Below are 21031 nucleotides of genomic sequence, written 5' to 3'. Positions count from 1 at the left end.
GGCGAGGTGATAGCACTGGCCCGCACGGAAGGGACCGTGGAAGCGGAGCCCGACCGGCGGCGGCCGCGCACCCCTGCTCGCTCGAGGAATCGCAGCTCCCATGCCCGCTCAAGCTCCCGCGCCCATCGCTCCCGCCCCGGCCGTGCCGGGGACCGGGACGGGAGCGCGCCCTCTCGGAGCGCGGCGCCGCCCTGGCGGGCCTCGCGCCCGCGGCCGGCGCATCGCCCTGGTCGCGTACTACAGCTTCGCCGCGCTCATCATCGCCTCGTGCACCCTCCAGCTGATCCGGCAGGTCTTCTTTCTGCCGGCCGCGCCGTCGCCCTACGCGAGCTGCGAGGAGGGCCTCCTGGCGCTCGTCCGGGCCGTCGAGCGCGCCAGGGAGGCCGCCCCCGGGACCGACGGGGAGGACGCCGCCCTCGCCCGGTTCAGGAGCACGCTCGCTCCGGCGTGGACCTACCGGGACGGAGTGGCCGCCTCGTGCCGGGGCTCGGAGGACAACGAGCGCGCTCTCGACGCCATCGAGCGGCTCCGCTATGCGGAGGAGCACGCAGCGCGGCGCGAGGCAGGCGATCTGGCTCCGCTGCGGCGGCGGGTCCGGGCGATCGTCGATGGCCAGCTTGGGCCCGCGTCCCTGAGATAATACCCCGACGCGGCGATCACGCAGGACGATATGACCGATATGACCGTTCCTTCTCCCCCTGCCGCAGTGGCGGGTGAAGCGCAGACCGGCGACAAGCCCCAGCCGCCGCCTACCTTCGATGTGCTCCCCCTGTCGTCCGAGCTGCGCGAGACCCTCGCGGAGATTGGCTACGTCCACCCGACGCCGGTGCAGCTCGCCGTCTGGGAGCCGGTGACGCGCGGGCGCGACGCGGTCGTGCAGGCGCGCACCGGCACCGGCAAGACGGCGGCCTTCGGGCTCCCGATCGTCGATCACGCCGTGAAGCGCTCGCTCGCGCAGGCGCAGGTGCTGGCGCTGTGCCCGACGCGGGAGCTCGCGCTCCAGGTCTCGGCGGAGGTCGAGCGCCTCGGCAAGCGCAAGGGCATCAAGGTGGTCGCCGTCTACGGCGGCGCGCCGATGCAGCGGCAGATCGACGCGCTCGCCGCGGGCGCGCAGGTCATCGTCGGCACGCCGGGCCGCGTGCTCGACCACCTGCGCCGCGGGACCATCGTCGCCAAGCACATCCGGCTGCTCGTGCTCGACGAGTGCGACGAGATGCTCTCGATGGGCTTCGAGCGCGAGCTCACCGCGATCCTCGCCGAGCTGCCGCCGGAGCGGCAGACGCTGCTGTTCTCGGCGACGCTCCCGCCCGACATCGAGCGCATCGCGCGCAGCAAGCTGCGCTCGCCCGAGTTCATCACCCTCTCGGGCGACGCCGTCGGCGCGCTCCAGATCCAGCACTACGTCTACCTGATCACGGGCGACAAGCTGACGTCCCTCATCCGCATCATCGAGGTCGAGAACCCCGAGAGCGCGGTCGTCTTCTGCAACACCAAGGACGAGACCGAGGCGGTCGCCGGGGCGCTGAAGCGCCAGGGCTACGACGCCGACTGGCTGAACGGCGATCTGCCGCAGTCCGATCGCGAGAAGGTGATGAGCGCGACGCGCGAGGGGCGCCTGCGCTTCCTCGTCGCCACCGACGTGGCCGCGCGCGGCATCGACATCTCGCACCTCACGCACGTCATCAACTACGATTTCCCGCAGGACGCCGAGGCGTACGTGCACCGCACCGGCCGCACCGGCCGCGCGGGCCGCACCGGCACGGCGATCGCGCTGATCACGCCGCAGGACGTCGGGCCGCTCTACATCCTCCGGCTGACGTACAAGATCCGCCCGCTCGAGAAGCAGCTCCCCACGGAGGGGGAGCTCAAGACGCGCGCCGAGGCCGATCTCGTCGCGATGCTCGCCGAGGCGTTCCTGTCGAAGGGCACGCACCGCGACGATCTCTCGCTCGCGCGCCGGCTGCTCACGCACGACCAGGCCGAGGCGATCGTGGCGGGCCTCCTGCGCGATCACCTCGGCGCGCGGCCGACGGCGCAGGAGGAGGCGAGCGCCGCGCGGCGCGCCCAGCAGCCGCAGCGCGCGGCGGCGCGCGAGAGCGAGGGGCGCGGCCCGGATCCCTCGACCAAGCCCGAGCCCGCGGCGCGCGGACGGGCGGCGCGGGACGCGATCCCCCGCGCGGCCGACTCGGCCGAGCCGCGCTCGCCCGAGACGGAGCGCAGCGAGCGCGAGCGCGAGCGCGAACGCGAGCTGGCGCGCGAGGGCGATCGGGACCGCGGGCGGGAGCGCGATCGGCGATCGCTGCGCCTCCGCCGGGACGAGGGGCGGCGAGGCCCTCGCGGCGCGGACGCGCCCGGGGGGGAAGAGCCGCGCCGGCCCGAGGGGGCGCGGGCGCGCGACGACGGCCCCGTCTCGGTCGAGCCGCTCACGCGGCCGGAGCCGCTGATGCGGATCGAGCCGCCGCGAGCCGAGGGCGGGTCGGGCCGCGGCCCGGCGGAGCGCCTGCGCGATCGGCCCGCTGCGACGCTGCTGTCGGCGCGCCGCGGCGCTGGCGGCGCTGGCGCCGCTGGCGCCGCTGGCGCCGCGCCGGGCAGGCCTCAGGGCGGCGCGTCGGGACAGCCGTTCTCGCGCCACGCCGACTTCACCATGTGGCAGCCGCCCGAGGAGGAGGGCGACGACGAGCCGATCCTCGGCGAGCCTCCGTCTCCGGCGCCCGGCTCGCCGGTGTCGCGCGGCGGTGAGCGCGAGCGTGAGCGCGGCGCCCTGCCGCCGGCCACCGGCGAGGCCGCGGTCGAGATCGAGAGCGGCGAGGCGGGCGAAGCGCCGCGCGCCGAGCCCTCGCGCGACGAGGCGGACGGAGAGTTCGTCGAGGTCTTCATCAACCTCGGCCGCCGCGACGGCGCGCGCGCAGCGGATTTCCAGCGCGCGCTCATCGAGCGGGCCGGGATGTCCAAGGGGGACATCCGGCGCATCCGGGTGCGCGAGCGCAACGCGTTCGTCAGCGTCCCGAAGGCCGAGCTCGCGCGGGTCGTGGCGACGCTGAACGGCGCGACGATCGCGGGCAAGGAGGCGCGCGCGGAGCAGGCCCGGGAGCGCACGTCAAGCGCCGAAGAGGTGGCGGAGGACGCCTGAGCGCGGGTCGCGTGGAGCGACGCAAGAGCGTCTGTCCGCCGCCACATGGCGGCGGAGCGGGCTCCACGCGGGCGTTTCAAGCGGTTCCGCGCGGCGCACGACGCCGCCCGGCGGCGCAGGTCGATGGTACGTCGGTGGGGGCTTGCGTGCGACGTCGTCCAGGCGTCGCCGCTCGGCGCGCAACGCGCTAGCCAAGCTCGCCCACTGGTCGTATCACGGAAGGGATGGGGCGCAGTGGAGCGGAGGACATCGACCGGCTTCGACGGGATATCGATCGAGCGCTTGCTGACAAGCTCGATGCGGACAGGGTGCTCCCGCTGCTCGCGCGCCTGGCCCGCGCGACGGCGCCCGGGAGCGAGCCGTGGCTCTACGCGCACCGCCACCTCGCGGAGATGGGCGTGGAGCACGATCCGTGGCGCGCCGCGCTCTTCGCGCGCCGCGTGCTGCAGTTCCACGAGGAGGACGACGGCGCCTGGGCGGTGCTGGGCCTGGCGCAGTCGCTGCTCGGCAACTACCGCTACGCCGCGCGCGCCTACGAGCGCGCGCTGGCCATCGCGCCCGAGAACCCGTGGTACGCGCACAACCTGGGGCACCTCTACGACGTCGCGCTGAACCGCCCGCACGACGCCTTGCCGCTCCTGGCGCAGGCCACCGAGGCGCAGACAGGCGAGGCCGACATCGCCGCGAGCTACGCGCACGCGCTCGCCCGGTGCGGCAAGCTGGTGCTCGCCAAGAAGATCTTGAAGCGCGCCATCCGTCACGGGGCGACCGCGGACCAGATGGCGCTGTGGCGCTGGCTCGACGCGGGCGCCCCGACCACGGGCGAGAGCGGCCCAGACCCACAGCGCCCGGCCGAGGCGAAGCGCAAGGCCAAGCGGCGGCGCGCTCGCGAGCGTCAGAGCCTCGGCGATTGAGGTTGATCACGCCATCCGCGCCGGTGACCGGCGCGCGTCGCATGGGGGGAACCTCACGTGAGCTTGGACCCTCTCCATCCGCACATCCGAGATCCGCACATCCGAGGAGCGGAGGCAGGAGGTGCGCGCCGGCCGAGCTCGGCTGCGCTGCGGCGCGGCATGAGCTGCTGCTGGCGTGGCCGATCGTGACGCGGGGCACGGGCGCGGTTGTACGGGCACGGGCTACCTCGGCTGGGCGACGGTGGATGCCGTCGCCACAAGCGACACGCATGGCTGACGCGAAGCTTGACGGTGGGTTGCCCGGTTGGCGATAAGCTGTGTTTCTCGACTGGTGCTGGACACGGTCCCCGCTTGGGACAGGGGCACCCTGCGAGGAGAAGAAATGAGCGTCACGAGCGTGCAAAGGACGGACAGGACGGCGAAGAGCCACGCGCTCTCCGCGGCCGCCTCGTCTCGCCCGCGCGGCTCATCCTCCCGGCGCGCGCATCTGGAGCAATCCTGCAAGGGGATTCGTCGCGCCGCGCACCGGAGGGACGCGCTGCCTGGCGCCACGCACGGCGCGCGCGGGCTTACGACGGGGAGTTCGCGATGAGCGAAGAAGCTCTGCGGCAAGAGATTGCGAGGCTCACGGAGCGCGTCGCGACGCTCGAGCAGCAGATCGAGGGGCACGAGCGCGCGGCGAAGGAGCAGGCCGCGCAGCTCGACCTTGCGACGCGCGAGGCGCGCGAGCGCGGCGAGCAGCTGGCCCGAGCGGACGAGGAGCTGCGGCGACAGGCTGGCATCTTCAAGCTCGTGCTCGACAGCATGGCGGACGGCGTCGCCGTCGTTGACGACAGGGGCGAGCTCCTGATGCGCAACCCGGCCGCGGAGCACATGCTCGGCCGCGCGCCGCTCGACCTCACCTCGGGGGACGACGTGGGGCCCGGCGACGCCACGCTGTTCTTCCCCGATCGCGCGACCCCCTGGCCGATGTCCGAGCACCCGCTGTCGCGCGCGCTGCGCGGCGAGACGGTCGATCAGATCGAGCTCTTCGCGAGGAAGTCCGCCGAGCAGGAAGCGCGGGCCGCCCGCCGATCCAACGGCATGGCGGGCGGCGCGATGCCGACCCTCGCGCCCACCGCGGGGCCGCAGGGGGACGACGTCGAGCCGCGGTCGGTCCGCGTGCCGTCGGTGTTCTCCGAGCCGCGCATCGAGACCGGCCCGGTGTCCGGCCTGTTCCTGACGGTCAGCGCCAGCCCGATGCGGGGCAAGGACGGGGCGATCTCCGGCGCCGTCGCCGTGTTCCGCGACGCGACCGAGAAGAAGCGCCTCATCGAGGATCTCGAGGCGAAGAACCGCGACCTCGTGGAGAGCGAGAGCGCCAAGAGCGAGCTCGTCGAGCGGCTCCGTTACGCGATCGACGAGATCTCGACGCCCATCCTCGAGCTGTGGGACGACGTCCTCGCGCTGCCGATCATCGGCGTCGTCGATTCGCGCAGGAGCGCCCAGATCATGGAGCGGCTGCTCGACGAGATCGTCCGCCGCCAGTCGCGCTACGTCATCATCGACGTGACGGGCGTCGAGGTGATCGACACGCGGACGGCCGACCATTTCATGAAGCTGATGAAGGCGGTCGAGCTGCTCGGCGCGCGGTGTCGGATCACCGGGGTCAGGCCCGCCGTCGCGCAGACGATGGTGGAGCTCGGCATCAACCTCGGCACCGTGCGCGCCGCGCGCAACCTCAAGCACGCGCTGCGCGAGAGCATGGCGCTCGCCGGCCAGAAGCCGACGCCCGCGTCCCTCATGGGGACCCGCCGCGGCGCGGCCAAAGACAACGAGAAGCAGACAGGACAGCCGTTCACACCTGGCGGCCCGCGGGCCGCCTTCGATCCGTCGGGCAGCGGTGCAATGACCACGACACAGCTGCAGCTCAGCGCGAGGAAGGAGACGTCCACTTGATGCAAGCGGGTAGGGTCCCCATCGTGGGCCTCTTCGGGAACTTAATCGTCTCGGTGCAGGGCGGGCTCACCGACGGCCAGGTGGAGCAGCTGCGCGACGACGTGACCGGGTCGATCGAAGCGCGATCGCCCCGCGGCCTCATCGTCGACCTCTCCGGTGTCGAGATTCTCGATAGCTATCTCACCCGCGCCATCCGTGACATCGCGCTCACGGCCCGGCTGATGGGCGTCCGGACGGCGGTGTGCGGCTTGCGCCCCGCGGTCGCGATCGCGCTCGTGGAGATGGATCTCGAGATCCCTGGCGTGGTGACGGCGCTCAACCTGGAGCGCGCCGTCGAGATGCTCGCGCCGTCCGCAGAGGACGACATGATGCCGCCGGAGCTCACGAACGAGGTGTCGCATGAAGATCCCTCCTCGTGACGGACCGCCCTCCAGCGGCGGCGCCACGGGGCCGCCGTCGAGCCGGTCCAGCGGACCGGTGTCGACGCGCTTGCCGGGTACGTCGCAGTCGGCGCGCGGCCCCGTGCCGTCGTCTCCGCAGATCGTCGGCCGCTCGATCACCGATCAGATCGAGACGGTGCTGGCGCAGTTCCTCTCGCCTGCGGTGAGGAAGAGCGTCATCGACTGCGGGATCCGGCAGGCGAAGGTCGATCCGCTGGTCGCGCGCGAGGGTGATCTCCGGCGCCTCCTCGTCGAGGTCAAGCGCGGGGTGAAGCTGTTCGTCCGCGACCAGGCGCAGCTCGATCGGTGCATCTCCGAGCTCGGTGAGCTCGACCACGCTGCCCCCGCGCCGCGCGAGATCACCATCGATGTGCGCAACGAGGAGGACGTGCTGCGCGCGCGGTCAGCCGGCCGCGAGCTCTGCATCGAGCACCTCGTCAGCGACGTCCTGCAGACGAAGATCGTCACGGCGATCTCCGAGCTCGGGCGCAACATCGTCAGGTACGCGGGCAGCGGGCAGGTCGTCGTCCGCTCGCTCACCTCGCCGATGCGCGCGATCGAGATCGTCGCGCAGGACAACGGGCCTGGGATCACGAACCTGCCGGAGATCCTGAGCGGCAAGTACCGCTCGCGTCACGGTATGGGCGCGGGCCTCCGCGGCACGAAGGCGCTCATGGATGCGTTCGACGTCAAGACGGCGCCCGGCGCGGGGACGACCGTGACGGTCAGGAAGTACCTCGGATGACGGTCGCCATCGGGACCGCGTGCTGCGTCGCCGCCGGCGAGGAGATCGCCGGCGACGAGGTGGTGGTGGTCCGACATTCGCCGTGGGTGCTGATCGGCCTCGCCGACGGGCTCGGTCACGGTCCCCACGCCGCGCAAGCGGCTTCCGCGTTCTGCCGCTACGTGGAGGACCACGCGTCGATGCCGATCGAGGATCTCTTGACCGGCGCAGGGGAGCAGCTCGCGTCGACGCGCGGGGCCGCGGCTGCGCTCCTGCGCATCGACGAGAGCGTGGGCGAGCTCGAGTTCTCGGGCGTCGGCAACATCGCGATGAAGGCGATCACGCGGACGGCCATGCCGAGCTTCTGCTCGGCGGGGATCCTCGGGCGGCGCGTGCGGCGGCTCCGCAGCTTTCGCTTCCCCATATCGCCTGGCGATGTCGTCCTGCTCCACTCCGACGGGATCTCCAGCGGCTTCGATCTCGGCGCGTTCCGCGACTTCGATCCCGAGGAGATGGCGCGCCGGATCGTCGACGCCCACAAGAAGTCGTTCGATGACGCCACGTGCGTCGTCGCCGTGGTCCGCGACAGGGGCGCGGCGTGACGCAGCGGTCCCCGCCCGCGTTCAGCATCCCCGTCACGCGCGAGGAGGATCGCTTCGCCTGCGCGGCCGAGGGCGCGCACATCGCGCGCTGGGCAGGGCTCTCGGAGCGCGCCCAGCACGAGCTCGCGATCGCGATCGCCGAGCTCGTGTCGAACGCGGTGCGCCACGGCGGCGGCGGGAGCATCTGCATCCGCGCGATCCGCGACGACACGCAGGCGGGCGGCGGTCGGTGGGGCGTCGAGGTGATCGTGCGCGACTCCGGCCCAGGCCTGGACCCGAAGCTGGCGCTGCTCGAGGACGTCGGGCCGAAGAGCGATCGTGGCCCGTCCTCGTCGAACTCTGCGCGGCTGACGCCGAGGATGCCCGGTCAGGGGCTCGGCGTCGGGCTCGGCGCCGTGCATCGGCTGATGAGCTCCGTCATCATCCGTTCGTCACCCGGCATCAGCACCGAGGTCATCGCCGTCAAGTGGAAGTAAGCGCCGCCCCGCGCGCCCACGCGGCGCGGCGGTCGTGGTGCGGAGCGCCTCGCCCGATCAGTTGAGCTCTTTCTCGGTCCGCTCGTTCTGCTCGGCTTCGAGGAACGTCGCGGTGATCTCGCGCTCGAGCGCCAGGTTGATCTCGCGCTCCAGCGCCTCGACGCTGCCCGCGAGGCGGGCGACGTTGAGGGCGTAGACGAAGACCCGCGCGCACGGGTGGACCTCGGCGCTGCCGCGGAGGCCCCGCTCGCGCTCGTCGGCGTTGAGGCCGTCCAGGAGGACCAGCGCGCGGGGATCGACGCCTTCGGCCACGAGCTCCATCCCGGGCACGTCGGAGATGTAGAGCTCCGCGCCCTCGACGTAGCGCCGGAGCACGGGGTTGAGCGCGGCGACCGTCTTCTGGGCCAGCGTCACGAAGCCGTCGCGGCTCGGCGCCCAGGGGGGCATGCCGAGCTCGACGTCGAGCTCGCGGGAGCGCAGGAAGGCCTGCGTCGCGCCGCGGACATCGCCCCGCTCGTCGCGGATGAGGCCGAGGTAGTAGTGGGCCTCGGCGTGCCGCGGGTCCTTCAGCGCTGCCTCCTCGATGAGGGCGGCGGCCTTGTCGGCCTGGCCGATCTCGTAGAACGCGCGGCCCACGAGGAAGGTGTGGTTCGGGTTGTCGTAGGGGCCCTCGGGGATCCTCGCCGCGACCTGGGCCGCCTCGTCGAGATCCCCCTTGCCGAGGAGCGCGTCGAACTTCAGGAGGAGCGCGTCGATGATCTCCTCGTCGACCTCGGCCAGATCGAGCGCCTGGTCGCACATCTCGATCGCCTGGTCGAAATCGCCGAGCGGGTGGATGTACACCTCGGCGGCGTTGAGCATCGCCTCCAGGTAGGTGTCATCGAGGGCGATCGCCTGGCGGTACGCCTCGATCGCCTCCTCGCCCTCGCCCTCGAGGGCCGCGACGAAGCCGAGCAGGTTGTGAGCCTCCGGCGAGTTCGGATCTAGCTCGAGCGCCCGCCGGGCCGACGCCTCTGCTCCGCGCGTGTCCCCGCGCTGGACGAGATCCCACCCGCGGTCGAGGTGCGCCGAGAACTGGTCCATGGCGGCTCCACAAGTGTGCGAAGGGGAGCCCCGAGTCAAGAGGGAGCCCTGTCAAAGCAACCATTCAAGCTGTTCCGAGCACGGCTCGCCCGGATTTCCAGCAACTGGCGGGGGCAGGACGGCAGGCGGTCAGGCCCGCCAGGCCGGTCCAGGCGAGGCGCGGCTCCGGCGCGCGCTCGTACCACGCGTCGCGGCGAGCCCGCTCCGGCCGCTCCCTCTCGGCCCGCTCCATGGGGAGCGCACGGTGTTGTTGCGTCCTCGTCGCGCGGCGGCGCGCGCCGCGCGGCCCGCTCACTCGTGGATGGACACGAGCGTGCCGCGGTTCTCCGGCGTGGCCCAGACCCCGTGCCAGCCGCGCGGGAGCCTTGGCTCGCTCCAGAAGAAGACCTTCTTCGCGTCGAGCGGCGAGAGGTTCACGCAGCCGTGGCTCATCTCCCGGCCGAAGTTTCCGTGCCAGAAGGCGCCGTGGAGGGCGTACGAGCCGTCGTAGTACGCGACGAACGGCACGTCCTCGATGCTGTACGGCAGATCGCCCGCGACCGTGCCGTCGCCGTCCATCGTGGTCGCGATGTGCTTCTCGCGGATGCGGAACACCCCGGTGGGCGTGGCGTGGTTCTTCTTCTTGTCCTTCGAGCGCCTCCCCGGCGAGACGAGCGCCGCGAAGACGGGCCTGTCGCCCTCGATCGCGACCAGCGTCTTGCGCGACAGGTTGACGTCGATCCACTTCTCGCCCGGCGCGAGATCCGGCGGCGGGGCGCCGACATCGGTGTACGTCCCGTCGGCGCCCTTCATCCACCAGCCTTCGGTGGTCTTCCGGTACACCGTCGACCTGTGGGTGTGGCTCTCGCCCGTGAGGCCGAACGCCGCGAAGCGCTCGAGCGAGCCGGCCACGGAGACGGACTTCTTCTCGGCGTCGAACTGGTACTTGCTCGCCGACTTCGCGAGGATGAAGCCGACCGACTTCGCGCCCTCGGGGAAGTCGATGCCCTGCGAGGCCGGCGGCTTGATGATGTACATGCGGTCGCTCGGCGCGACGAGGCCCGCGGTCGTCTTGTACCAGCTGCGGCCGTTCCAGCCGAAGGTCTTGTCGACCGCGACGAAGAAGCCCTTGACCATCCGCTTCGCGACCGTCGAGTCGGCGTCCTTGTCGAGATCGGCGAGCGTGACGTTGAGCGGCCTGCCCTTCTCGTCGACGTTCTCCCACCAGGGCTTCTCGGGCTCCTCCTCGACCGGCGCCGGCGCGATGCCGAGCGACGCGGCCGCGGCGACGGCCGCCGCCTTGTCCTCGACTGCAGCCGGATCCGCGGCGACGGCGGCCACCGGCGCGGTGCTCGCGGCGGCCTCGGCGCTCGCCGCGGCGCGAGCGGCGGCCGCCACGGCGACCTCCTTCTCGGTCTCCTCGTACAGCGCCTCGGCGCGCCGCTTCTCGTCTTCCTTCCGCTTGCGCTTCGAGGACTCGAGGTACGGCTCGTAGCGCGTCATCTCGTCCTTCGAGGGGACGGAGCGGTAGAGCGGCGTGCCGTGGGTCGTGTTGAAGGCGTACTTGTACGGGAGGACCTCGTCGAGGTTCGGCGGCGTGATGCCGAGGCGGACCTGCGGGTTCGACAGGTCCGTCGTGGCCGACCTCCCGCAGACGTAGCCGCCGTCGAGGAGGCGGTACCAGCCCTTGGCGCAGCTCCCGCCCTTGATCGGCTTCGGATCGACCGGCACCTTGCCGCCGAGCCGGATGTAACCGAGCCGCTGCTTGGAGAACTCCATCGTCGGATAGACCGACGCCTGCGGCATGATCGAGCCGAGCAGCGGCCCCGTGTACGGCTTGTCGGGCGCGGGCGGCTCCGGGGCCTCCGTGGGCGCGGCGGTCGGGGCCTCCCCGGGCGCCTCGGCGGACGCGGCGGCGCGCGCCGAGGACACGGGCGCGGGGCGGGGGAGGGACGACGTCCGCTCGGGCAACGAGCCGCCCTCGGTGGAGGGGCCGGGGGGGGCCTCGCCCTGGCAGCCGCTCGCCCACGCCGCGGTGCCGGCGAAGGCCGCCGCGGCGATGAACCCGAGCGCGCTGGACACGAGCGAGGTGCGCGCGACGCCGCCGCCGCCGGCGCGTTCGGCTCCCGGCGCCGGTTGCGGGTTCCGCAGGTCGTCGGTGCGGACATTGCCGCTGCCGTGCGATCGTGCGGGGTCCTTCTGCCCGCGGGGGCGGGGGGCCTGAGAGCGGTTCATCGCATCCACAGCGTTGGGCGAGGACCGGCCTTCCCGATCCTCGCGGTCTGATGATCGACCCGTAGGGTCGGGTCGGCTCGGCGGTCTTAGTACCTGGTCACTCACGTGTCGATCCACTTCTCTGCGGAGCGCGCGCCCCTCGAGCCGACGACGGCGGACGGGGGGGCAGGCGGCATCGCATGACCATCGCTTGAGCGAACGACGTGCCACGAAGCCGCGACGCGCGGCGCGGGCGCGCTCCGGGGCATGGATGCCGTTCGGACGGCTGCTGCTAGGGTACCGCCGTGGCGGAACGGACCCCGGGGCGTGGCTTGAACAACACGACGGAGGCCCAGCGCGTGGGCCGTGGCACCGCGGTCGTCCCGCTCGTCCGCGCCGCCTCCAGGCGGGCGCTCGTCACCGCGGCCGTCGTCGCGGCGCTCCTGCACCTGCCCCTGCTCCCGACCCCGCTGTTCGCGTGGCTCGACGCGATGTTCGCGCTCCGGGGCGAGCTGGCCGACTACGACGCCGGCGAGACGATCGTGCCGATCGATCTCGATCTCCTCGCGGACGACCCCAGCGCGGTCGCGGCGGCGCCCTCCGCGAGCGGCGGCGAGGGGGCGCCTTCCGGGGCGGGCGCCGCAGCGCCGGCGACGCCGTCGCCCGCGACGCCGCCCGCCGCGTCGGCGAGCGCCTCTCCGGAGGCGCCGGACGCGGGCGCGCGCGGTACACCCGCGCCGCGCCGGAAGCCGCCGGGCGACGCAGGACCGGACGCGTCCGGCGACGGGGGGACGGAGAACGAGGGCGACCCCCCGAACCTGCGGACCCCGCTGAGCGCCGCGGGCGCGCCGGGCAAGCTCGCGTCGAAGGACCCGAACGTCCAGGTGCTCATCGCCGGCGACCGGCTCCGCAACCACGAGCTCGGCGCGTGGTTCGGCCGGATCCTGACGACCATCCCCGAGTGGCAGTCCTTCTTCAGCGACACCGCCGTCGACCCGATCCGGGACATCGACCACCTCCTCATCGCCGGGCCGCAGCTCCGCGACTCCAGCAAGGTCGTCGCCGTCATGGACTACCGGGCGCCCGAGGAGACCATGCGCGCGGCCGTCGACGTCATCGTGCAGCGGTCGAACGGCGCGTGGATCGAGGACGCCCCCGTCCCCGCCGCCCGGGCCACCGCGGACCGCAGCAAGCGCATCTTCGCGATGGTCCCGGACCGGCGGCTGCTCGTGGTCCTTCCCGCTGCTGAAGAAGATCAGCTATACAAGTTGAAGTCCATGAAAGGATTCAACAAATCTTCAACGGCGGGCATCGTCCTCTCGATGCTCACGCCCGCGAACGCGTTCCGCGGGGTCCAGGCGGTCCCGCGCAGCCTCGCCTGGATGCGCCTCACCGTCACGCCGACCAAGGACGGGGGCGCGGACCTCGCCCTCACGGCGGGCGATGAATCCGCTGAAGATGCGCTGGTTCACGCGCAGGAGCTCACGAAGACCTTGAACGCGATCCGGACCATCGACCTGGGGATCACGAGGATCGATGTGGTGGATGAGATCGCCTTCAACACCGACGGGAAGGTCATCTGGTCGAAGCTCCACGTCACGAACCGGCAGCTCAAGCTGATCATGGGCTTCGTGGAGAAGGCGCTCCTGGAGCAGGGCGGCGCGCGGAAGCCGTAGCGCGCGGGGCGAGAGCGCCGGCGCCGGGGCGAAGGCGGCCGCGGCGGGGCCGCGGGGGCCATGCCGGGGCGGAGCGCGGCCGCGCCGGGGCCACGGGGCCGTGCCGGGGCGGAGCGCGGCCCGGGCCGCGCGGAACACTAGCCAAAGCGGCGGCGTTCAGTTAATCCGACCAGCCCGCGCCGATGACGCCCGAACACTCTCCGTACGCCGTGCTCGATGAGCTTGCCGGACACCCCCGCGGCGACGACCTCGCGCGGGTCGTCCACACCGCGGCCTTTGCCGCAGCGGACGAGCGGCGGACGACCCTGGAAGGCGGCCTCGCGGAGCTCGTCGACCGGGCGGGCCTGTCGGTCGCCGACGCGGAGACCCGGTTCGGCAACGTGGTCCGGGCGCTCGAGCGCGGCACGAGCGAGGGCGCGGGGAGCGCGACCCGTGTGCTCCTGGCCACGCTGCTCGCGCGCGGGGTCGCGCTCTCGCCGCCCGACGGGCCGGAGGCGGAGGGCCGCGTCGCCGAGGCGCTCGTCTGGCTGGCGACGTACACCTCCGTCGACGCGCTCACCGCGCTGGACGCCGCGCTGGGCGAGCGCGCCGCGGGCCTCTGGCGGTCGATCGCCGCGCTGGTCCGGCGCGCCGACCAGGGCGCGCTGCCGCAGCTCGGCCGGGCGGGCGCGATCATCGCCGCGGCGGCGCTGCGGGGGAGCGCCTCGCCCGACGCGCGCGCCGAGGCCGCGGCGCTGGTGGACGACGTGCGCGATCCGATCGTGCGCTCGCTGCTGCGCGACGCGCTCTCCCCCGGCAGGCGACCGAGCCGCGCGCCGGGCGCCAGCGGGGCCGCGGAGGGGGGCGCCGGGGCCACCGGGGACGAGAGGTGGGCGCCGGAGCGCGACGGCGGGGCGACGGCGCGGCTCGCGGGCGAGCTGTCTCCGCCGCCGCGCGGGCCGGTGGCGCTCGTGCTGCTGGCGGCGACGGGGATCCTGCTCGTGATGCACGTCCTCCGGCTCGTCGGGCGGTTCCTTCTGCGGTACCGCCGGCCCGCCGCGCTCGAGGTCGGCCCGAAGGGCGTGACCGTCCGGAGCCGGACCGAGCTGTTCGGCCGGACGCTGAAGGAGCGGGAGACGTACATCCCGGTCGAGGCGCTCCTCCGGGCGACGCGCGAGGTGCGCTACCCGCGGCTCGCCCTCTACGCGGGGCTCGTCGCGCTGGGGCTGGGGACGTACCTGGGCGTGTCGCTGCTCGTCGACGGCGCGCGCGCGGGCTCCCCGGAGCTGCTCGGCATGGGCGCGCTCGTCTTCGCCTTCGGCGCGGCGCTCGACTTCGGGCTGTCGCACATGGAGACGGCGACGCGCGGCCGCTGCCGCGTGGTGCTCGTCCCACGGAAGGGCGCGGGGGTCGCGCTCGCGGGGATCGAGCGCGACGCTGCAGACCTCGCGCTGGGCAAGCTGCCGCGCGCCTGAAACTTGGCCGGATCGCGCCGCCTTCGCTAGGCCGATCGGGCGAGGTGATGGCGATGCGCTCGAAGACCGAAGCGATGGCGGGGCTCAGGCGGATGCTGCACGACATGCTGACCGCGCGGGAGGGCGGGGAGAGCGCTCCCCGCCTGGCGCGGGTGAAGGGCTGCGTCGACGGCGCGATGCGCGCGCTGCTCGACAGCGGGCAGGCGACACGGCAAGAGCTCCTCGATCTCGTGGCCGCGGAGCGCGCGCGCGTGAGCGGCCCGGCGACGGCGGAGATCCGCGCGGTGTCGCTGAGCGCCTGACGGCGCGGCGGCGCCGATCACGGCTGCGGGCAGCCCTGGTTCGTGGCGAAATCCCAGCAGGCGCCGCTCACCCCGGCCGCGCCGTCGCTTCCGGGGGAGCCACCGAGGCCGGCGGAACCGCCGTTGCCAGCCGTGCCTCCAGTGAACGGCACCTCGGCGGCCGCGGGGCTCGGCGTGAGCTTGTAGGCGATGCCCACCGCGTGGCCGCCTCGGCCGCCGCCGCCAGGGCCGCCATCGCCGCCCGCACCGCCCTTGCCACCCATGCAACCCGCGAGCGAGCCGGAGCCGGAGACGCGACTCCCCCCCTTGCCCCCCATGCCGCCCTCGCCGCCGGGGCTTCCACCTCCGCCCTCACCTCCATGGCCCGCCTTGCCGACGGCGATGGTCACATCGGTCAGCGCCAGCTTGGTCCCCAGGCTGAGGATCCCGATGCTCGACCCGCCGGCCTTGCCGCCGCCGCCTCCCGTTCCACCGCAGCCGCCGGCCCCGCCGCCGCCGCCGCTGGCGCCCGCGCCGTCGATGTAGCTACCCCCGCCGGACATGCAGAAACGCCCTGCTTTCGCGCCGCCGCCGCCGCCTCCGCCTTGACCGCGCGTCCCGCCGACGCCTGTGCCGCCGTCACCTCCGGTGATGCCGGCCAGCATCAGCGTGGTGCCGTTGCCAGCCGTGCCAGCGCCGCCAGAGGCGCCCCTCGCGCCGCTCGAGCCGTCCCTGCACTCCACCGTCTCTCCCGTCTCTCCCATCTGCCCGTGTCCGATGCCGCCGATGCCGGATGCGGGCGGGGAGGCCGCACCAGGCGCGCCGTCGCTGCCGGTCTGCCCGCGCCCTTCATCCACAGCGGGCTGTCCACCCAGGCCGCCGGCGCCGCCGCTCGTCTCGCCATCCGCGCATGTCGTTACGCCGGGCTGGCCGCTGTAGACCGCCACGAGGCACGCGCTCGAGACGTCCTCCAGCGCGTCCGCGCCATCCTGCACGACCTCCGGCGTCTCGCCGCTCGCGCCGTTCACCCCGTTCCCTGCGATCACGTCGACCTGCTCGAGCTGCGCGTCGATGTCCGCGACCGCCACGCCGATCGACGAGCCGCCCGGAGCCGTCGCGTTGGCCGCGCTGATCGTGAAGCTCCGCACCCGTGTCCCGCCGGCGTCCTCCGTCAGCGTGAGCGCCACCTTGTTCCCGGGCCCCTCGATGGCGCTCCGCGCCGCCGGGCTCCACGTCCAGCCCGCGTCGCAGTCGAAGCCGCCGATCACCTCGACGGCCGCCCGGACCGTGACGCTCTCCTCGAACACGCCGCTCGAGCACGCCAGCACCCGCTTGCCGTTCGCGTTCGCGAGCGCCTCCGAGAGCGACGCGTACGGCCTGGTCTTCGTCCCGTCTCCTCCGGACGCCGCGCCCGCGCTCGCGAACACCGCGCACCGGTCCACCACCGTGCTCGCATCCTGGGTCGGGTCCGGTTCGCACGTGGGGCCAGGGCCTTCGCCGCCGCCCGTCGTTTCGGGGGGGGGGCAGTACCTGGAGTCTTTCTTGCAATCCTCGGCGTAGGACAGCGGCCAGCACCCGGCGAGGTGCAGCGCCGCGATGGCCGACGCGGCGGGGAGCAGCCACAGAGAGAGCGGGACGCCGATGCGCCGCCGCGCGGGCGCGCCGGCCTGGTCCTGCGCGCCATCGGATGGCGCAGGGGATGCGTTGCTCACCGCGTTGCTGCTCGTTCGTTCCGTCGCTCTCATCGTCCCAAGCCTTTCCTGTGACGCTTCGCTCTGCCTGCAGATCATCGCAGAAGACGCTCCCGCGCCCTGGCCGCGTCGACCCAGGAGCATACCCAGTCGGCGGATCGCCTGCTCAACGGCGAACCGTCGGCCGAGTGCTCCTGGGGGACGCCGCACGCGGCGATCCCGTCGTCTCACGGCCCGGGCGCTCGCGCTCCGGCGCGCGCTTCAGGGGGTGACGAGCGCCACGTCTCCCTTGGTGGCCTGTCCGCCGACGCGCCACCAGTTCGCGATGAGCAGCCGCCCGTCCACCTCCACGATGCGCGAGAAGGCGCCCGCGAACCCCTCCTGCTCGATCTCCTGGATGAGCCAGCTGTGGCCGTCGCCGCTCTTCGTCCCGATCGCGAGCCGCAGGGTCCCGCTCGTCGCGTCCTGGTAGCTGATGCGCACCTCCCCGGCCGCCGTCACGAACACGTTCGCGTCGTCGCCGATGAGGTGCTGCCCGTCCTCGAAGGGGACGCCCTCGATCCCGAGCCCGTCGTCCGCCACCTCGGAGGGCTCGACCTCCGTACCTCCCTTCACCCGCGCGTACCGCAGCCCCTCCGAGCGGCCGTCCGCGTAGGCGAGGTGCCAGTCGCCGGCGCGATCGATGAACAGCGACGTCCCCATGCCCACGTCGCCCGTGTCCGCCCCGTCCGGCGCCGCGCCGTCCACGATGCGGGTCTCCCACGCGCCCGTCGACCTCGACGCGATCACCACGTCGCCGTGGATGCGATCGTAGAACGCCAGGCCGAACCCGCCCGCATTGTCGGGCGCCATCGCGATGTAGTCGCCGATCGCCTCGGGGTACGTCTCGAGCCGGTTGCCATCGGAGGTCGCGGCGCACGCCGGCGAGCCGCCGTCGTCGATGCACGCCTGCCCGGAGGCGCACCCCGGCTCGCAGTCGCCGGCCGCGAGCGGCGTCGCGCAGCGCCCCGTGCTCCGGATGCATTTCGCCCCGGCGCCGCAGAGGAACGCGCGGCACGGCGTCGCTTCGTCCTTCGCCACGTCCTCGAACCGCCACGCGCCCTCCCCGGGCGTGGCGCTCTCGCCGGTCGCGATCCGGACGCTCGACGTGACCGCGCCGCCCTCGCCCGGCTCCATCGCGAGGTAGGCGATGACGGGCAACCCCTTCACGAAGAGCAGCTTCGCGTAACGGCCGATGTCGCTGCTCGGCGCCTGCTGCACGAAGCTCACCGCCCACGTGTCGCCCTGCCGCTGCGCGAACTTGAGCGCGCGGTTCGTGCGGTCGTGGTAGGCCACCGCCGGCTCGCCGTCCGGCCCCACCGCGATCGACGTCCAGAGGCCGACGTCGTCGCCGGGGTCGGTCTGGCCCCCGCGGAACCCGCTCACGTCGAACCGGGCCGGGTCGACCGCGGGCTCCGCGGGCACCCCGTCGATCGCCTCCCACGCGACCGCCTCGCCGTCCCACGTGCCGACCACGAGGTCGCCCCACGCGAACGCGTTGCGCCAGTCGGCCTCGGCGTAGCCGGCGACCCAGACCGTGCGCTTGTCGGCGGCGACCGCGACCGAGGTGTACGCGCCGATGAGGCCGTGCTCCAGCGTCATGCAGTCGGGCGCGACGCACCCCGGCTCCACCTCCTCCGGCTCCTCGCTGCACGAGCATCCGGCGTGCGAGCCGAGGAGCGCCATGACGGCGACCCCGGCCAGCGCGCCCTTCACGCCCCGCGCGCCGCGCTGCGCGGGGCGCCGAGGCGACGCGCCCCGGTGGCCGCGCCGCGCGAGCCGCAAGGCCGCCGCCGCGACGGCGAGGCCGAGCCAGCGGACGCCCGACGGCGTCTCGCCGGCGCCGCCAGCCATGACGCAGCCGCAGCCCGCCGACGGGTCGACGGGGACCCGGCCGCGGAGGATCGCCTGCCGCGCCGTGCCGAGGTTCCCCTCCTCGTCCACGGCCTCGACCTCGATGTCGATGGCGTCACCGACGTCCACCGACGTCGTCTCCGCCGCCGTCGACCACGGGGACCACGCGCCGTCGTCGAGCCGCACGCGCACCTTCGCGCGCGCGGCGTCCGAGACCCGATCGCGCACCTCGAGCGGCGCCCGGCCGTCCACCGCGGCGCCGACGGAGATGACCGGCGGATCGACGTCGACCACCATCTCGACGGTCGCCGGCGTGGGATCGAGCGACAGGGGAGCGCCCGCGATCCGCGATCGCACCGAGATCACGTGACGCCCCGGGAGCCGCAGCCAGTCGTCGCGCAGGTCGACGATGCGCTCGCGCGTGAACGGGCGCCACACGCCGCTGTCGATGCGGTACGAGTACTCGACGGCCCGCGTGCCGTCGTCGAGCGGCGAGCTCATGACGAGCCGCGCCGTCGGCCCGTTGTCGCGGGTCATCGTGGGCAGGCGGAGCCCCTCGGCGCGCACCTCCTTGCGGCTCAGCTCGGCCTGCGTGTCGCTGCTCGGCGAGCGCTGCTGCGCCGTCATTCCGAAGGCCGCGAAGATGCCGAGGTAGTTGTCCTGCCCCTTCGTGAGCTTCCGCAGGCCGGGGGAGCCCGCGCCCTCGGCCGACTCCGGGATCACCAGCGAGAGCCCGAGCGCCGAGAGCGCCCCGTCGAGATCGATCGCCGGGATGCCGCCGCCGATCAGCTGCCCGAGCTGGCCGCTGAGGAGGCCGCCCAGCGCCTCCGCGATGTTCTCGGGGTTCTCCCGGAGCAGCCCGTGGTTCGTCACCTTGCCGTTCTCGACCCTGAGCGCCTCGATCACCGGCGTGAGCCCCTCGGGGGTGACCGAGAGGTTCATGGGCACATCCACGTCGAACGTCGCCGTCATGAACCGGATGAACCTGTCGAGCGACCAGACGTAGAAATCGAAGCTCGCCCGGTCCAGCTGGATGCGGATCAGCGGGTCGTCGCTTCCGTTCGTGCCATTGCCAAAGGTGAGCCGAGGGGGCGCCTGCGGACGGATGACGACCGCGACCTGCTGTGACTCGCGCTGGAGCGCGAGATCCTTTGCGGAGGGGGCCAGCAGCCCCAGCGTGCCCGAGTTGAGGAGAGGTACCGTCTCCGTGGAGATCCCGAGACAGAGCAGCCCGCTGTTGTAGAGACCGTTCATGGCGTAATTCGCGAAGCGCTCGGAGATCGCGAGACCGACGTGGGGGCCGGGAAGGTCCGCTGGCCAGTCGGAGACGGTGTTGGCGACGAGCTCATCGGGAATCGGGATGCCCGCCGGGAGCGCCATGTTCGACAGCGGCACACATTTCGATGTCGGCACCGGCTCGGCGCCGCCGTAGAGGCCAAGGGTGAGCCCGTTGCCGACCGGGTTGAGGTCGCCCCACGCGAGATCGGAGCCGTCGTCCCGTTCGCTCGTGCCGCCGCCGGCGAGCAGGAGGTCGAACCCGCCCTGCGTGCCGGGGGAGATGCTCGCGAGCAACCGGCCGAGATCGATGTGGCCCTCGACGCCGAGCAGGATCGAGGCGCACTCGTCGTTCGCGTGCGTGCCGTAGCGGCAGACGCCGCCGATGTCGTTCGTGCCGTCGGGGCAGGCCGGGTCCTGCGACGGATCCGCCTTCAGACAGAGCTGCTGGTCGAGCTGGGCCTTCAGCGTGTCAGCGAGCGAGCCGGTCAGGAGGGGGAGGACGATGGGGCGCAGGAAATCGAGGATGTCGCCGGCGATGGAGCCGCCGCAGTTGAGCCGCAACCTCGACTCGAGCTGATCCTTGCCGATGTCGAGCCGGACGATCTTGACGCGCGAGTAGCCCTGCCGCGAGTGCTGCGGATTGACGTCGATCTCGACGGAGAGCTCGACGTCGAGGTTGATGTTCGTGAAGGTCTGGTCGTCGGGCGGGCACGCGTCGTTGCCGTTGAGGGTCGCGATGACCGTGCTGTCCGTGACGAGCAGGTTGACCAGGATCGGGAGGTTCTGCAGGCGCACGGGCAGAGGTCCCCGGATGCGCAGGTTATGCGGCGTCCTCGGCTCGATCTGAAGCGCCGCACTCCCCACGTCGATCTCCGCCGTGCACATGGGCGGGCTGGCGTTCGGGTCGGCGCCGCCGGGACATACCGTGTAGCCGGTCCCGGAAGACCTGGGGATGGAGAACGTGATCACGCCGCCGTCCCCACCCCCGAGCAGCGCGCGCCCTAGGACACCCAGGTTCTGCTCGAGGAACTCGACGCCCGACTGCGTGAGCCGCGCCGCGCCGGCGTTCTCGATGCGATCCGCGGGCTTGAAGCCGGCGGGGAGGGGGGTCATTCCACAGCCGGCGCACCCGCCGCCCGAAGCGGCGCATCCGGCGATGATGAGGAGAGCAAGGATGGCGGAGAAATGCTTGATGAGGCGGGGCATAAGGAACCCTCCAGGGGAGCACGACCCGCAGCGCCACGCCCGCGGGGCGCGG

General features: G+C 73.1%; 15 protein-coding genes. 11 read left to right on the top strand and 4 right to left on the bottom strand.

Annotated elements, in window-relative coordinates; translation table 11 throughout:
• Positions 1-100 precede the first annotated feature (100 nt).
• From WMF27_RS18090 to WMF27_RS18055, 8 genes are all read left to right on the top strand, one after another.
• Positions 101-640, top strand: coding sequence for a hypothetical protein (locus WMF27_RS18090; RefSeq protein WP_437767636.1), 540 nt, complete (start codon positions 101-103; stop codon positions 638-640).
• Positions 641-679: 39 nt separating this feature from the next.
• Positions 680-3130 (top strand): DEAD/DEAH box helicase, encoded by a 2451-nt coding sequence (locus WMF27_RS18085; RefSeq protein WP_437944350.1) that lies wholly within the window; start codon positions 680-682, stop codon positions 3128-3130.
• Positions 3131-3354: 224 nt separating this feature from the next.
• Positions 3355-4044: a hypothetical protein gene (locus WMF27_RS18080; protein ID WP_437767638.1), complete on the top strand. Its 690-nt coding sequence runs from the start codon at positions 3355-3357 to the stop codon at positions 4042-4044.
• 588 nt (positions 4045-4632) lie between these two features.
• Positions 4633-5982 carry an STAS domain-containing protein gene (locus tag WMF27_RS18075; protein ID WP_437767639.1) on the top strand — a complete coding sequence of 450 codons (1350 nt, stop codon included), beginning with the start codon at positions 4633-4635 and terminating at the stop codon, positions 5980-5982.
• Positions 5983-6005: 23 nt separating this feature from the next.
• Positions 6006-6401: an STAS domain-containing protein gene (locus tag WMF27_RS18070; RefSeq protein WP_157906757.1), complete on the top strand. Its 396-nt coding sequence runs from the start codon at positions 6006-6008 to the stop codon at positions 6399-6401.
• On the top strand, positions 6382-7167 hold the full coding sequence (locus tag WMF27_RS18065) for an anti-sigma regulatory factor (RefSeq protein WP_437767640.1): 786 nt from the start codon (positions 6382-6384) through the stop codon (positions 7165-7167). The genes WMF27_RS18070 and WMF27_RS18065 overlap by 20 nt, the downstream gene beginning before the upstream one ends.
• Positions 7164-7748: a SpoIIE family protein phosphatase gene (locus WMF27_RS18060; RefSeq protein ID WP_437747109.1), complete on the top strand. Its 585-nt coding sequence runs from the start codon at positions 7164-7166 to the stop codon at positions 7746-7748. The genes WMF27_RS18065 and WMF27_RS18060 overlap by 4 nt, the downstream gene beginning before the upstream one ends.
• On the top strand, positions 7745-8224 hold the full coding sequence (locus WMF27_RS18055; RefSeq protein WP_437767641.1) for an ATP-binding protein: 480 nt from the start codon (positions 7745-7747) through the stop codon (positions 8222-8224). The genes WMF27_RS18060 and WMF27_RS18055 overlap by 4 nt, the downstream gene beginning before the upstream one ends.
• A gap of 57 nt (positions 8225-8281) precedes the next feature.
• On the opposite strand, the gene WMF27_RS18050 is transcribed toward WMF27_RS18055, so the two are convergent.
• Positions 8282-9307, bottom strand: coding sequence for a tetratricopeptide repeat protein (locus WMF27_RS18050; RefSeq protein ID WP_437767642.1), 1026 nt, complete (start codon positions 9305-9307; stop codon positions 8282-8284).
• Positions 9308-9598: 291 nt separating this feature from the next.
• Positions 9599-11521: a L,D-transpeptidase gene (locus tag WMF27_RS18045; protein WP_437767643.1), complete on the bottom strand. Its 1923-nt coding sequence runs from the start codon at positions 11519-11521 to the stop codon at positions 9599-9601.
• 284 nt (positions 11522-11805) lie between these two features.
• Between WMF27_RS18045 and WMF27_RS18040 the strand changes: the two genes are divergently transcribed.
• The 3 genes from WMF27_RS18040 (at position 11806) to WMF27_RS18030 (ending at position 14932) form a co-directional block, all read left to right on the top strand.
• Positions 11806-13176, top strand: a complete 1371-nt coding sequence (locus WMF27_RS18040; RefSeq protein ID WP_437767644.1) for a hypothetical protein — start codon at positions 11806-11808, stop codon at positions 13174-13176.
• Positions 13177-13358: 182 nt separating this feature from the next.
• Complete coding sequence (locus WMF27_RS18035; RefSeq protein WP_437767645.1) at positions 13359-14630, top strand: hypothetical protein; 1272 nt, start codon at positions 13359-13361, stop codon at positions 14628-14630.
• A gap of 53 nt (positions 14631-14683) precedes the next feature.
• Entirely contained in the window at positions 14684-14932 is a 249-nt protein-coding gene (locus WMF27_RS18030) for a hypothetical protein (protein WP_231864921.1), read from the top strand.
• Positions 14933-14949: 17 nt separating this feature from the next.
• Here WMF27_RS18030 and WMF27_RS18025 read toward each other — a convergent pair whose 3' ends face one another.
• Together WMF27_RS18025 and WMF27_RS18020 are read right to left on the bottom strand one after the other, a co-directional pair.
• Positions 14950-16656 carry a hypothetical protein gene (locus WMF27_RS18025; RefSeq protein WP_437944349.1) on the bottom strand — a complete coding sequence of 569 codons (1707 nt, stop codon included), beginning with the start codon at positions 16654-16656 and terminating at the stop codon, positions 14950-14952.
• 207 nt (positions 16657-16863) lie between these two features.
• On the bottom strand, positions 16864-20979 hold the full coding sequence (locus WMF27_RS18020; RefSeq protein ID WP_437767647.1) for a hypothetical protein: 4116 nt from the start codon (positions 20977-20979) through the stop codon (positions 16864-16866).
• Positions 20980-21031 lie beyond the last annotated feature (52 nt).

Source organism: Sorangium sp. So ce281 (assembly GCF_051527395.1).
Lineage (GTDB): Bacteria > Myxococcota_A > Polyangia > Polyangiales > Polyangiaceae > Sorangium > Sorangium cellulosum_B.
This window is presented reverse-complemented; position numbering and strand designations above follow the sequence as displayed.